Source organism: Candidatus Cloacimonadota bacterium (assembly GCA_019429305.1).
Lineage (GTDB): Bacteria > Cloacimonadota > Cloacimonadia > Cloacimonadales > JAJBBL01 > JAHYIR01.
This window is the reverse complement of sequence record JAHYIR010000035.1, coordinates 1-14,256: the sequence shown is the minus strand read 5'-3', so window position 1 is coordinate 14,256 and position 14,256 is coordinate 1. Positions and strand designations below refer to the sequence as shown.

At 40.5% G+C, this 14,256-nt stretch carries 8 protein-coding genes; 5 read left to right on the top strand and 3 right to left on the bottom strand.

Annotation, left to right across the window (positions count from 1 at the left end; translation table 11 throughout):
• The 5 genes from K0B81_09135 to K0B81_09115 all read left to right on the top strand — a co-directional run.
• Window positions 1-1,442, top strand: a 1,442-nt coding sequence (locus K0B81_09135; GenBank protein MBW6516758.1) for a VacB/RNase II family 3'-5' exoribonuclease, incomplete at its 5' end; no start/stop codon positions are given.
• 32 nt (window positions 1,443-1,474) lie between these two features.
• Window positions 1,475-2,842, top strand: coding sequence for an MATE family efflux transporter (locus K0B81_09130; GenBank protein ID MBW6516757.1), 1,368 nt, complete (start codon window positions 1,475-1,477; stop codon window positions 2,840-2,842).
• A gap of 97 nt (window positions 2,843-2,939) precedes the next feature.
• The gene (locus K0B81_09125; GenBank protein ID MBW6516756.1) at window positions 2,940-4,331 is read left to right on the top strand and encodes a TolC family protein; all 1,392 of its coding nucleotides are present in this window, start codon (window positions 2,940-2,942) and stop codon (window positions 4,329-4,331) included.
• Entirely contained in the window at window positions 4,328-5,347 is a 1,020-nt protein-coding gene (locus K0B81_09120; GenBank protein ID MBW6516755.1) for an efflux RND transporter periplasmic adaptor subunit, read from the top strand. Before K0B81_09125 ends, K0B81_09120 begins: the two co-directional genes overlap by 4 nt.
• A gap of 28 nt (window positions 5,348-5,375) precedes the next feature.
• A complete protein-coding gene (locus K0B81_09115) occupies window positions 5,376-8,465 on the top strand; it encodes an efflux RND transporter permease subunit (GenBank protein ID MBW6516754.1) in 3,090 nt (1,029 codons plus the stop codon).
• A 605-nt stretch (window positions 8,466-9,070) separates the two neighbouring features.
• Here the strand turns inward: K0B81_09115 and K0B81_09110 are convergent.
• From K0B81_09110 to K0B81_09100, 3 genes are all read right to left on the bottom strand, one after another.
• The gene (locus K0B81_09110; protein MBW6516753.1) at window positions 9,071-12,151 is read right to left on the bottom strand and encodes a S8 family serine peptidase; all 3,081 of its coding nucleotides are present in this window, start codon (window positions 12,149-12,151) and stop codon (window positions 9,071-9,073) included.
• Window positions 12,152-12,241: 90 nt separating this feature from the next.
• On the bottom strand, window positions 12,242-13,018 hold the full coding sequence (locus K0B81_09105; protein ID MBW6516752.1) for an N-formylglutamate amidohydrolase: 777 nt from the start codon (window positions 13,016-13,018) through the stop codon (window positions 12,242-12,244).
• Window positions 13,019-13,970: 952 nt separating this feature from the next.
• Window positions 13,971-14,153, bottom strand: a complete 183-nt coding sequence (locus K0B81_09100) for a hypothetical protein (protein ID MBW6516751.1) — start codon at window positions 14,151-14,153, stop codon at window positions 13,971-13,973.
• Window positions 14,154-14,256: the final 103 nt, after the last annotated feature.

Sequence of the window (14,256 nt, the reverse complement as noted above, 5' to 3'; positions counted from 1 at the left end):
TATTCTTTCCGGACGAAGTGATTGCAGAGACCGAAAAATTGAACGATGAGGTCGACGAAAATACGCTTCATAACAGAAAAGATTTCCGAGATTTACTCACTATTACCATAGACCCTCAAACAGCTAAAGACTATGATGATGCAATATCTTTAGTTACAAATAAAGGTGGTTACGTACTTTACGTCCATATAGCTGATGTAAGTTATTATATTAGAACAGATAGTATTCTTTTTAATGAGGCAGTTACACGCGGCAATAGTTTCTATTTTCCGAGAAGTGTTATACCTATGTTACCGGAAAGGATATCCAATAAGATCTGTAGTTTAAGACCGGATGAGGATAAACTCACATTAACTGTTAAAACTGAGTTTGATAAACTTCTTAACATCAAAGATCAATCGGTCTGTGAATCGGTAATTCGTTCGTCAGCTCGTCTGACCTATGAAGAGGTAGATAACCTATTTGACGGGAAAAAACATGAGATCCCTCAAGAGATAGCATCGATGTTACAAGAGCTACGAAAAATCTCGCAAGAACTGACTAAACGGCGCTATGATTTGGGTTATATCCCTTTTAACATGCCTGACACAGATTTTGAATATGATGAAGAGGGTAATATCATCAACATTCATAACAGCCGAGAGACCGAATCGCACAAGTTGATAGAGAATTGCATGCTTTTAGCCAACGAGTACACTGCCAAGTTACTCAACAAAAAAGCCGATAAAGCAATCTACAGGGTACATGAAGATCCCGATGAAGCAGCAGTAGAGAAAATCTCTAAACTGCTCAACTACTACAAAGTCAAATACAAAAAGAATCAAAAGACCCAGAAGCTGATACAGGGGTTATTATTAGCCATGCCCAATAATGATTATCATCGAGTATTCGACCCTCTTATCCTCAGATCGATGAAGAAAGCACGGTATGACACGATCCCTGTTGGACATTTCGGTTTGGCTATGAAGAATTATACCCATTTCACATCACCTATCAGAAGAATTTGCGATCTGGCAGTACATCATTTGATCAGGTATCATATCTGGCAACAGAAGGAAGGTTACAATCTTAAATCACGTAACTTGCAGGATATAGCTGATAATGCTTCTGAGCGGGAATTATTGGCAGATAACGCTGAACGTGAAACAGCTACCCAATTTAAGAAACTCTTTATGAAAGACAAGATAGGTGAAGTTTTTAGTGCTTTGATAGTCAATATGAACAATAATAATATCATAGTTGAGTTAGATGATATTCCCGTATCAGGGATCATTCCCTTGTCATCTATTGAAGATGACCATTATAATTTTTATGCCGTGTATATGGAACTGATCGGGAAAAGAGGAAAACGCGTATTTCGCTTACTCGATAGACTAACCGTAAAACTGGAGAGAATAGATTTTGATCTTACTTTTTCGATAGTGGAAAAAAGGAAGAAATAACAACTGCAAGTTATTGAATAAAGAGACTGAGAATGGAACATACCAAACGGATGGGTGAAGAGAGAGTAAGCAAGCTACTTTTACGCTTCTCTATACCTGCAATTACCGGCATGACGATAAACGCGCTCTATAATGTAGTGGATAGGATGTTTATCGGTAGAGGTGTCGGAACAGATGCTCTGTCCGGGCTAACGATCGGATTCCCTATCATGTTGGTTTTAATGGCATTTGCGATGTTGATAGGGCTCGGTTCCACTGCCTTGATATCTATCAGGTTAGGTGAAAATCGCAGAGGAACAGCCGAACTCATTCTCGGTAATGCTGTAACCCTATTTTTTGTTTTAGCAGTGCTTATGACGATTTTAGGGAGTATTTTCCTCAAACCCCTATTGATTCTCTTTGGAGCGAGTAATGACGTTCTCCCCTATGCAATGTCTTATATGCGGATCATCTTGCTCGGTGTCTTTTTTATGAACATCGGTTTCGGTATGAATCATTTTATCAGGGCTGAGGGTAATCCCAAGATAGCCATGATCACCATGATCCTCGGAGCTGTTATGAATATCATCCTTGATGCTCTGTTCATTTTCGGTTTTAATATGGGTGTACAGGGTGCTGCTTTAGCGACTGTAATAGCCCAGTTTTGTGCAGCAACGTGGGTATTTTCATATTTTTTAGGGAAAAAGAGTACGCTCCGATTTCGAATTCGTAATCTACTTCCAAGAATTTTTATAGTAAAAAGCATAATGGCACTTGGTTCTTCATTCTTCATGATGCAAATAGCTGCTAGTGTAATTTGGCTCTTCTTGAATAGGGCTTTAGTATATCACGGTGGAGATACAGCCATAGCCGCTATGGGTATAATTCACAGCATCACGATGTTTGTTTTGATGCCCTGTTTTGGGATCAATCAGGGTGCTCAACCTATCATCGGTTTCAATTTCGGAGCGAGAAAATATAAAAGAGTTAAAAAAGCACTATTGAGAGCCAATGGCTTTGCTACTTTGATCTGTATCACCGGTTTCATTGTTATAATGTTCTTTCCTACACAACTGGTTTCTTTCTTCAGTAAAGATAATCAGGAATTAATTGCCATTGGCTCACACGGTATCAGATTGTTCCTTATGATGTTACCGGTTATTGGTTTCCAGATAGTATCCACGAGTTATTTCCAAGCTACGGGTAAACCCTTGATGGCAATGTTCCTCACCCTATCACGTCAGGTTATCCTGTTTTTACCCTTTGTTCTGCTTCTCCCCTATTTGTGGGGTTTAGATGGTGTCTGGCTCTCTGCACCCTTTTCTGATATAGGAGCGACCCTTTTGACCACTTTCTTTCTGCTCAGAGAGATGAAAAAGATCAATAAAATGATCGAACATCAGAAACTAACACAGTCTTGAAATAATTCTTTCTTGCTCTTTATCTTATAGAAACATATTGACAAATGACTCCGTTTTATAGTTTTTAAACAAATTCTTTTCATTAAGGAGAAGAGTGATGAAACTAGCTCTGATAATACTGTTATTCTTAGTAAATATTACTATGCTAATTGCTTCCATACCTTTAAGTTTGGATGAGAGCATAGAAGTTGCTTTAGAGAACAATAAGGAACTACAGGCACAGGAGAAAGGGGCAAGAGCAGCGTACTGGTCGCAATATAACACCCTGAGCAACTTCTTTCCCCAGGCATACTTCAATGCAACAGCGGTTCGTATCGATGATAAAACTTATGATAGGGCAACAGAGATGTTTCAGATTCCTGTTTTCGGTCCTAATCATCTACCGACAGGTGATTATATCCCCTTCTCTGCAGGAGCAATGAATGGCATACACCGTACCACTTATCGTACTAATTTTACTGTCCAGCAACCGATCTTTAATGGCGGTAAGATCCTCTTAGTTTATCAGATCTCTCGTTTAGCCAGACAGCAGGCAGACAATGCTTTGGAAAGCAAGCAGTATGATGTTTCTCAGAGAGTAGCTGAGGCATATTTCAATATCTTGAAGCTCAAGGATATGTATTTCATTATTGATAAAAGCATGACATCCGTAGAATCTCATCTGGAAAGAGTAAGACAGCTGCAGGAACAGGGTATGGCAAGACAATCCGATGTCCTGCAATGGCAAGTTCGATTACAGGAGTATCTCGCTTCTAGTAGAGAGGTTTATGACAATATTGAGATCATTCTCGAACTCTGGAATAACATGATGGGTATGACCGGTAAAGCTTACCGTCCTTTAGAGATAGATCTATCTAAGTATGACGAACTGATCGATCATTATAATACTCTCAACGAAACTCAAATAGAGGGATTTATCATTGATAATGTAAAGGATCTCGAGAAGTATAATCCTGAGATGCAAAATATCGAATTGACCAGAAAGCTGATGGATAAACAGTACACGATATCGAAGGGTAATTTTTTACCCTCTTTGAACTTACAGTTCACTTATGAATTAGAGAATGATGATAAACTCGATCTATCAGGAGATCGTAACTGGAATCTGGCAGCTGTCTTATCTTTTCCTCTCTTCCGTGGCGGTGCTAATTACACTAATCTGCAGAGAGCAAGAAATGAAAAAAGAGAGGTAGAATATGCCACCTCAGCTCTGGAAGATTATATGAGACTTGAGACGCGAAGACTTTCCCGCCAATTGATCATCAATGCTATGAAGATCGAAAGTAATAAATTAGCGTTAGATTATGCCCGGGAGAATTATGACATCTTAAGTAATCTCTTCGAACAGGGTTTATTGACCAGCAGTGACCTTTTAGATGCCGATACGATGTTGATCAGTGCCGAAACCAATTTAATCGCTTCTTATTATGATTTTATCATAACCCGCTATGAATTGAATAAATATACGACCTTGAAGGAGGTTAAATGAAAAAGATTTTTCTTATAATTACTTTGCTGTTGCCTATATTGTTCTTTATGAGTTGTTCTCAAGAAGATACTTCTATCAATAATAACGATACGACAGAGCTGGCTGAAAGAAATGTCAGAGTAGCTACAGCAGTACGGAAGGATCTCTATAGTGGCATCCATACTACCGGCAGAATAGAAGCGGTTTCTTACGTTAACATCTCTCCGTCACTCCCTTTGAGAGTTGAGAAGATTCATCAAAGAGAAGGTAGTATTGTCAAAAAGGGTGATCTATTAGTTGAGATGCAGAATGTCAATCTTATCCAAGCAGAGCAGAACTTTCAAAATATCGAAAGAAATTATCAGAGAATGTCCGGACTCTATCGGAACGATGCTATTGATCAGAAAACTTATGAAGAGATGCGGACTGCTTACGAAATAGCTAAGAGTAATTATGAATACACTTTAGAGAACACCAGAATTAAAGCTCCCATAGACGGCAAGATCACCGCTATCTCTGTCAAAGAGGGTGAAAACTATAACTCTATGATGAGTCCCTATTTGATCAGATTACTCTCTTTAGACGAAATGAAGGCAGTTACTTATCTGTCGGACAGAGATTTTGCCAAGACATCTACAGGAATGAAAGCCACCATTCAAGTTGATGTTATACCTGATAAGCTTATAAATGGCAGGATCAGTTTTATCTCCACTGAAGCGGATCAATTTACCGGAACTTTCCGTTGTGAAATAATCATTGAAGATAAAAGCGATCACCTTCGTCATAACCAGTTTGCCAGAATTTTTGTCGCTACAGATGAAGCGAAAGATGCCATTGTAATACCTCAGGAAGCAATAGTAAACAGCAATATTGTCTATACGGTATCTAATAATATTGCCCATAGAAAAGTTGTTACAACCGGGATTTCCACAAATGAAGAGGTAGCCATCTTAAGCGGTATAGCTGAGGGTGAACAGGTTATAATCTTAGGAAATATAGGTCTTTCGGACAGATATCCTGTAAATATTATCGATTAACGTTCTTATAAGCTAATAGAGGATAGAGATGAGAATAGCTGAATTTTCGGTTAACCGCAGAGTTACTATTATGATGATGACCGTTTTGATCATCATATTAGGCGGTTTATCATTATCAAGATTAGGGTTGGAACTGCTGCCTGATATGGATTTCCCGATCATTACGATCCTGACGACTTATCAGGGAGCTTCGCCGGAAGATATAGAAGAGACCATAACCAGACCAATAGAACAGGCAATTGCTACTGTCAAAGATATCAAAACATACTCCTCGCAAAGCACAGAAAGTTTTTCCTTAGTAATGGTTGAGTTCAATTGGGGTATAAATCTCGACTTTGCTGCTCAGGATCTGCGTGATGCAGTAGAACAGATAACAGGATATCTTCCCCGCGATGCTTCTAAACCACTTGTATTCAAGTTCGATTTAGGTCAAATGCCGGTTCTCAGTTACGGTGTAACGGGTCAAATGAGTGGGTATGATCTACGTAAGGTGCTGGACGATGAAATATCTACGCGTTTGAAGCAGCTAACAGGTGTAGCAGCAGTTAATGTAATGGGTGGCGAAGAAGTAGAGAAACAGATCATAGTCGATAAGAACCGTCTGGAGTTTTACGGTATTTCTTTGAGTGAGATTATTATGGCTGTAGGAGCAAGTAATGTTAACATGGCAGCAGGTTATATCAGCAGTCGCAAAAATGAGTATTTGCTCCGGACAGTAGCTCAATATGAAGATTTGGATGAGATCCGCAATACACCGATAAGATTGACTCAGACAGGTCAGGTTGTTTATATAAAAGACGTTGCGAGAGTAGTGGAAGGGTTTAAAGAAAAACGTTATATGATCCGCACGAATGTCCAACCAACTGCTTATTTATGGATTTCCAAAGAGTCCGGAGCCAATACTCTTACAGTGTCTAATCGCATAAAAGATGAAGTTGAGAACATACATACAGATTATGGAGATCAGATAGTCTTTCATGAGATCATGGATCTTGGTTTACCTATTAAGAATGTCACTACTGGTGCAGCATCGAATCTGATCGTTGGAGGAATTCTAGCTATTCTGATCATGTTTCTCTTCCTCCGCAATTGGCGACCGACATTGGCAATATCACTGGCAATTCCTATCTCGGTCATAGCAACCTTTGTCGCTCTATATTTAGCAAAATTCTCTCTTAACCTGATGACTATAGGTGGTTTGGCGTTAGGGGTCGGTATGCTGGTAGATAACTCTATCGTAGTGATCGAGAATATCTACCGACATTTGGAAATGGGCAAATCACGAATCGAAGCAGCTAAGATAGGAGCAACAGAGGTTGGTATGGCTATCACTGCTTCGACTCTTACAACAGTAGCCGTCTTCTTCCCCATGGTTTTTAGCGAAGGGATGACCGGTATCTTAGTGCGTGGTTTGGCATTAACAGTTGCCTTCTCTCTCTTTGCTTCTCTCTTTGTGGCTTTGACTATTGTACCTGTTATAGCTTCCTTCATTTTCAAAATGAACACTACCACAGAATCTCCTGTATTGAAGTCAAAACAGCTCTTTGAAAAGTTCAAGAAACACTATCTTAATATCCTAAATTATCTACTGAGGCATCGTGTAGCTACTTTAACCATTGTAGCGATCCTCTTTTTTACCTCTTTCTTACTCCTGATCTTTATCGGAACTGAGTTTATGCCATCACAGGATACACCGTTCTTGATAATGAATCTGAAAATGCCTATCGGCACAACTTTAGATGAGACCGACAATGTAGTCAGACAGATCGAGCAGGTATATTTGGATACAGAAGGGGTTAAAAATGTTGTTTCTATCATCGGTCCGATGGAAGAGGGCGCTATGGACCCTACTAATCCCCAAGATGTCAATGAAGCCCAGATCTTTGGCAGATTATTAGAACAACAACATCGTCGTCTATCTTTTGAGGAGATAAGAGAACTTATCAGAGCACGTCTTCCCCACATCGAAGGTGGAGATTACCATTTCTTTTCTACTGCCGAGATGATGGGTGGTACATCAACACCTATTGAGATAAAGATATTTGGCAGGGATCTAGATCAGCTAACCACGATAGCTCACAACATTGAAAACCGCATAACAGGAGTTCAGCATGTCACTGATGTGACCAATACTATGCGAGAAGGTAAACCGGAAGCTCATATTGTTATCGATAAACAGAAAGCTTCCCATTATGGTCTAACAACCAATCAGATAGCTTCTACTATCAACACCGCAACCTTAGGCAGTTTTGCCGGTGTTTTTCGACGGGCAGGAGAAGAAATAGATATCAGAGTCCGTATGGACGAAGAATATCGCCGTACTGAAGCAGATATTTTACAACTCGCTATTACTACCCCTTTTGGATATAATATACCTCTGCATCAAATAGCTACTATTGAATATTCGGAAGGTCCCGTTAAAATTGATAGAGAAAATCAAACCCGTAAAGTCACTGTATCTGCCGACATCACCGGAACACGTAATGTTGGCGGAGTAGTAACTTCTATTAGAAATGAAATACAAGATATCATAGATGATCTACCGGCAGGTTATTTTGTCGTCTTTGGTGGTACTTATCAGGATATGCAGGAAGCGTTCAAAACGCTTGGCTTAGCTCTCGCTTTGGCGATCATTCTCGTATATCTCGTTATGGCATCTCAATTTGAATCTCTTAGACAGCCCTTTGTGGTGATGTTTACTATCCCTCTGGCTGCTATCGGAGTAATGTATACTCTCTTTCTTACCGGTATAACCCTATCGGTGGCAAGTTTTATCGGAGGTATCATTCTCGCTGGAATTGTTGTTAACAACGGGATCGTTCTAATAGACCATACAAACCAGTTACGCCGCGGTGGTATGGAAGAACATCAAGCCATTTTACAGGCAGGATCTGATAGGATAAGACCGGTTTTGATAACCGCGATCACAACTATGATGGGTATGCTGCCGATGGCTTTGAGTACACAGGAAGGTTCCGAGATAAAAGTACCAATGGCTTTGACGGTGATTGGTGGTTTGATCACAGCTACTTTCTTTACTCTCTTAATCATTCCAGTCATCTATAGCGTGATGGAGAAGATCAAGTTCAAAGATGTTCCGAAGGATATTATAAAATAATTACTTAAGCCATTGAGTAAGGTGAAAAGGTGGAATGGTGATAAGGTGATATAGTAAAATCTTTTTATAAGTAGCTGGAAATTATTTGTAGGGGCGACCACTGGTCGCCCCTACATTTTTTCTCTTTACCTTATCACATTTTCACCGTTCCACCATTACACACTTTTCATCTATGTGTATCAGTGGTTTATCCTTGCTCTACTTCCGCTGGAGCATCTAAATCTTTTCTCTGTGTTCTCCGTGTCCTCTGTGTCTCCGTGGTTTAACAACCTGCTTGCTCTGCTTCCGCAGGTTTTTATTATTAACCGTATAGCTAACAACTAAAACCTATGTTCTCATGTTATGATTTAAACAAAAAAGGGCGGTTCATGAACCGAGGTAAATGCTTCTTCGTGGCTGCTTCCAAGCTCGACGAAGTCAACCGCCACTACATTTTATTTCTTTACCTTATCACCTTTTCACCGTTCCACCATTCCACACTTTTATCTCTGTTCATCCTTTTTTAATCTGTGTCCATTCGCGGTAGATGCTTGCTTTTACTTCCAATGGACTTGCTCTTCCCTACTACGTTCTTTCCCGTAACACGTAACACATAACAGGTAACACTACTTAACCACCATCACTCTACGAGTCAGCACTTCCTTACCGGCACTCATTCTGATCAGATAGATCCCACTGCCAACGTCTCTTCCGTTATGAGCTTTCATATCCCAATTAATTGAATATGATTGTTGATCACCAATTTGCGGTTGAAATGATCTCACCAGTTGTCCTTTAATATTATAAATATCTATCTTCACAACTTCGTTGCTATGCGCTAATGAAAAATCGATATTTAGTGTTCGGCTATTTTTCAGTTGTGGATTATTCATAACAAACGGATTAGGATATACTTTCAAGTCGGTTGGTTTCAGTAGGACATCATCTTCCACAGATGTTGTAATCTCGAATTCATAGGTAAAGACTTCACTGGGCAAATGTCCTTCTTTATAGAGACGAATTTTCAGCGTCAGCGATTCAGCGATCTCTATCGGTTCATCATAAGGAGTACAATCACAGGTCGGATCTTCACCATCAGTAGTATAGAAGATGTAAACATCAGGTTCTTGGCAATCGATAGAAACCATTACGGGAGAAGTAAATTCTCCCCCGGGTGGATCTATGAACGGCTCTTCTATCGCTGGTTCGATAGTTAGCTCGACAATTTCAGAAGGATCTGATTCTGCAGTGTCATACAGAGCTGTTACATAAAAGGAATGATCTCCGGCATTAGTAATCAGAACATGATATTCTGTCTCTTGGACTGGTTCTTGATTCAACAATTCATAATTAGATTGCTCTCCAAGTGCCTGGTATATATTAAATCCTAAGAATAACGGATCTCTTAATTGTTCTAACTCCCACTCCAGAAGAATGTATTCCAGATCTAGTTCATATTGTAGATTTTCCGGAGAGTTTACAACATTATATACATGTGGTGGGAAAGTTATATCATCTATCCACACAGCATCCTGACCACCCGCATCCAAAGGATTCTTGATATACATCCAGCGGAAAGTTTGCACCCCTGCTTCCACATAAAAGCTTTCCGGAGTCCAATCTTCTTCACCCGACCAAAATCCCTGAATACTGTTATTGATCAGAAAACGCAGAAAATCATTTTCTTCTGTTGATACCTTGCGATAGAAAGATATTATTCCTGGTTCTGTAACTTCGATAGTCACCTGCAGAGTAGTTAAAGCACTATCCCCTACTTGTCCGCTACGGGCTGAATAAGTCCCTGAAAACGATTCATTCGATGTAATATGCCATTCCTGGGCTACATTACCTGCTGTCAAAAAATCCCATTCATACTCTGTAAAATCACCGGTCTCAAAATCTTCACTGATAGGTAAACCGGTAGTGAAAGACCAGACCTCACTTGGAGTCTGACCAAAGTTATTCATGGCAAATACCTGCCAGTAATATGTTGTTGAATGTTCTAATTGTAATGGAACCTGAATAGAAAGATCGGGTGTCATAAATTCATATAGAACGTTAGTAGGAGGATTATCCGTGCCCAGATTAACAAAATAGATCAGAGCCCCGCCCCCGTTTGTCCAAGACAAGGTCGGTATCAAAGGAACTCCCAGCGCTCCCACTGCCGGATGAGGATTTATCGGCGGATGAGGTGGATTTTCTGCTACTATTAAATCTATGGCACTCAAAGCATCAATCCTGCCTGAACCTGATATATTACTCTTTGTAGTATGTAATGCATTAGCCGTTTCTTCTAAGATCTGAGAAATATCTTCCGGTAGTAACAACGGATCCTTTGACAACATCAAAGCCATTACTCCCGCAGCGTTAGGAGCTGCCATTGAAGTACCGCTCATACTGGTGTAACCCCAATTGTTATTATGCCTGAGTGATACTACATCAACTCCTGGTGCAACTACATCGGGACGTATTAAACCGATACCCGGATTGTATGGATAATCGTTATACATACCTACATTCTGCCAGGTAACAGGACCTCGAGAAGAAAAATTGGCAACCTGATCGGAAGAATTAGTCGCTCCGATAGTAATAACTGCCGATAGTCCACCTATTAAAGTCTGATCCGGATGTAACCAGGGAGGAGGACAATCACCGGGTGTACGGACATTATCCGGGATAGGATAATTGTTTTGATAACTCCCTTCATTACCGGCTGCTACTGAGGCAACTAAACCGGCAGTAAGAGCATTGGTCATGATACTTCGCCAGCTGTTTCTGTCAGGATTCCAAGCATGTAACCAGCCAAGTGAAAGACTCATAACGTCAGCACCATGGGTGATCGAAAACTGGATAGCATTCCAGACTCCGCTCTCTTGACCGCCGCCACCACTATCCAATACTTTTAAAGCCATTATTTGACTCTGGGGAGCAACACCTGTTTGCGTGCCTGAAGCTCCATTACCCGCTACAGTACCGGCGCAATGTGTTCCGTGTCCATGATCATCTAAAGTATTGTGAGTATTGTTCACAAAATTATAGCCGTGATTCGGATAATTTGGATCGGTCCACATCTGGTTGGTTATATCGGCATGATTATAATTAACCCCTGTATCTAATACAGCTACAACTACCCCTTGCCCATAGAATCCCTGATCCCAGACATCGGGAACATTCATGATATTGACGTTGTAAACAATATCTCGAGTAACATCATCATCATCAGAGGTAAAAATATTTTCTCCGCTTTCAAAACGGAAATCATCTCCGATAAGCACCTGCCGTATCGGATCATATAAGATTCTATCAATATCGGCTCTCTTATCGAGCTGAACTAACGCTTCTCTGTTTGCTCGTAAAGTGATAGCATTAGTAACCCAAAGATAACTCAGATTCTCTACCAATCCCTCTCTTTCCAATGTGGCAAGTTCTCTGGTTATTCCTGCCTGAGTGCTTTCACTAAACTGTTGCAGAGTTGTTATCGTATAATCTCGACGCATTCGTCTATCAAGTGTTCTGATTTGATTGTACAGTAGATCAGAATCATATTGCTCTTTCATGATCACTATTACGGGCAGCATTTCTTCTGAACTCTCGATTTTCCGTAAAGCATCATTCAGATCCGCAGTCCCCTTCTCCAGTTCTATCGCTTGCACACTAAAAACTATTACTAGCACCGTGAAGGTCAATAACACATGTCTCAGTTTCATATTCTCCTCTTTCTTCGGATATTATCCTTATTTATAGTTATTTTATTTATCAATTATTATTGCAAAATCTGTTCCAAAAGCTCAGACTTTTCACTCTTTTTTCAGATAGGATAAAATGACCGGTTTGGTTGATTTCAAGGCGTTCTGCAGCTCTTGCATGGTCTCCGGATAGAATTCACCACTCCATTCATCCATAAAAATCTTCTTGAATTCCAGGGCTATACAACATACTTTTTGGGAAAATGTTCGATGTAACCAGCGGGAAAAATTTCCACCGGGAAACTTTACATTGATCCTGACATCGAGTTTTCTCCCTCTGAAGTCATAATTCAGCAACTGCTCTCTCAACGCTTCTACCAAGGGAAACCAATCCTCAGGCATATTGTTAGTTCCTAAAATGATCTCCGGGTTCTTTTCCGGATCATCAAAAGGTTGATCTTTCCCTAAGCGGTGATGATTATAAGAATGAATATCATAGACAAAGAACCGTTCAAAACTCTCCCCCATTTTTCTTAGATATTCTTCTGCTTTCTGATAAAAGAGATCATATCTATGCAGACTTTTTTCTATTAACTCTATATCAGGCAATGATTTCCTTGTCTTTAAACCCCAGCTGTCTTTGGGATGCAGATAAAATGCCTTTTCACGATTACGGTTGATATCATACTCGAAACGACTGACATTTTGGATGATCCTGTTAGAAGCTATTTCAGTAAAATAATCAGTTCTTGGATCTTCCTCCCGTAATCTCTCCTCTTCACTGATGGCTAAATTATTTTCTATCTCAGGACTGACTTTATGTCCATTGTGGATCGCAGTACAAACTATCGGTTCATCATAACTAAAACTATATTCCGTCTCCATCATCCTCCTCTTACATAAAACTCCAAAGCCCCTGAAAAATTACGTCAAGGTATATTTATACCTATCTTAACTACTGCATTTTACGGTCTTTGTCATATCGAGCGTAGTCGAGATATCCCCTCTTTGCTTGCTGTGCTTCAGGTTTGTCTGTAATGAGATCTCTCCATTCCACTTCGTTTCAGTCGAGATGACAAAGGAAGTGGTACCGTTTCAGTCGAGATGACAAAGGAAGTGGTACCGTTTCAGTCGAGATGACAAAGGAAGTGGTACCGTTTCAGTCGAGATGACAAAGGAAGTGGTAATAATGGTGTTCTTCTCCATTTAGGCGGAGGAGGTGGGTTTAGATCATCCTTCTTCCAGACAATGAAGTGTCTGGCTATCTTATTTCACACCCCTGCGAAGCATGTAAAAAGGGCGGTTCATGAACCGAGGAAAGTGCTTCCTCGTGGCTGCTTCCGAGCTCGACGGAGTCAACACAAGGTGCGATGAACATAGAAACGTTTCAACAAAGACTATCCTTCGATACATTCTACCGATATGCATAGCAAGTAGTATACGGTAGAACACTCAGGATGACACTGGTATCTATAATATCGGAGCATTTTTCCATTCTTGCTATCCTTCCGCTGGTGCGTCCCAATCTTTTCTCAGTGCTCTCAGTGCCTCCGTGGTTGATATTCTTCCATCTTACTTCTCTTCCAATGGACTTGCTATCCTTCCGCAGGTTTTCCCGTAACACGTAACACATAACAGGTAACGCTTTCCCCCTTGCTTCTCCCCTGCTGGATTTTCCTCCAAAAACCTCACACCTAATTTTTATCCGAATCAACCCTCTTTTCCCGTTAAATCCGTGTTCTATTATGTTAAAAAAAGGGCGGTTCATGAACCGAGGAAAGTGCTTCCTCGTGGCTGCTTCCGAGCTCGACGAATTCAACCGCCCTTACAACGTATTTCTTTACCTTGTCACCTTGTCACCGTTCCACCTTTCCACTCTTTGATCTGTGTCCATTCTTTTTAATCTGTGTACATCTGTGGAAGTTGCTTGCTCAGCTCCCAATGGACTTGCTCTTCCATCCGCAGGCTTTTCCTGATCACTGTTTTTACCCTTCCGCAGGTTTTTCCGTAACACGTAACTCATAACACGTAACAGCTTTTCCCCTTGCTTCTACCTCCGCAGGCTTTTCCTGATCACAGATCACTGATCACAGATCACGTTTTTTTTTGTGTCCATTCGTGGTTAG

Bases quoted from the DNA above. Each gene is read 5' to 3' on its own strand.
- K0B81_09130 (MBW6516757.1), top strand. From the start codon at position 1,475: ATGGAACATACCAAACGGATGGGTGAAGAGAGAGTAAGCAAGCTACTT.
- K0B81_09125 (MBW6516756.1), top strand. From the start codon at position 2,940: ATGAAACTAGCTCTGATAATACTGTTATTCTTAGTAAATATTACTATG.
- K0B81_09120 (MBW6516755.1), top strand. From the start codon at position 4,328: ATGAAAAAGATTTTTCTTATAATTACTTTGCTGTTGCCTATATTGTTC.
- K0B81_09115 (MBW6516754.1), top strand. From the start codon at position 5,376: ATGAGAATAGCTGAATTTTCGGTTAACCGCAGAGTTACTATTATGATG.
- K0B81_09110 (MBW6516753.1), bottom strand. From the start codon at position 12,151: ATGAAACTGAGACATGTGTTATTGACCTTCACGGTGCTAGTAATAGTT.
- K0B81_09105 (MBW6516752.1), bottom strand. From the start codon at position 13,018: ATGATGGAGACGGAATATAGTTTTAGTTATGATGAACCGATAGTTTGT.
- K0B81_09100 (MBW6516751.1), bottom strand. From the start codon at position 14,153: ATGAGTTACGTGTTACGGAAAAACCTGCGGAAGGGTAAAAACAGTGAT.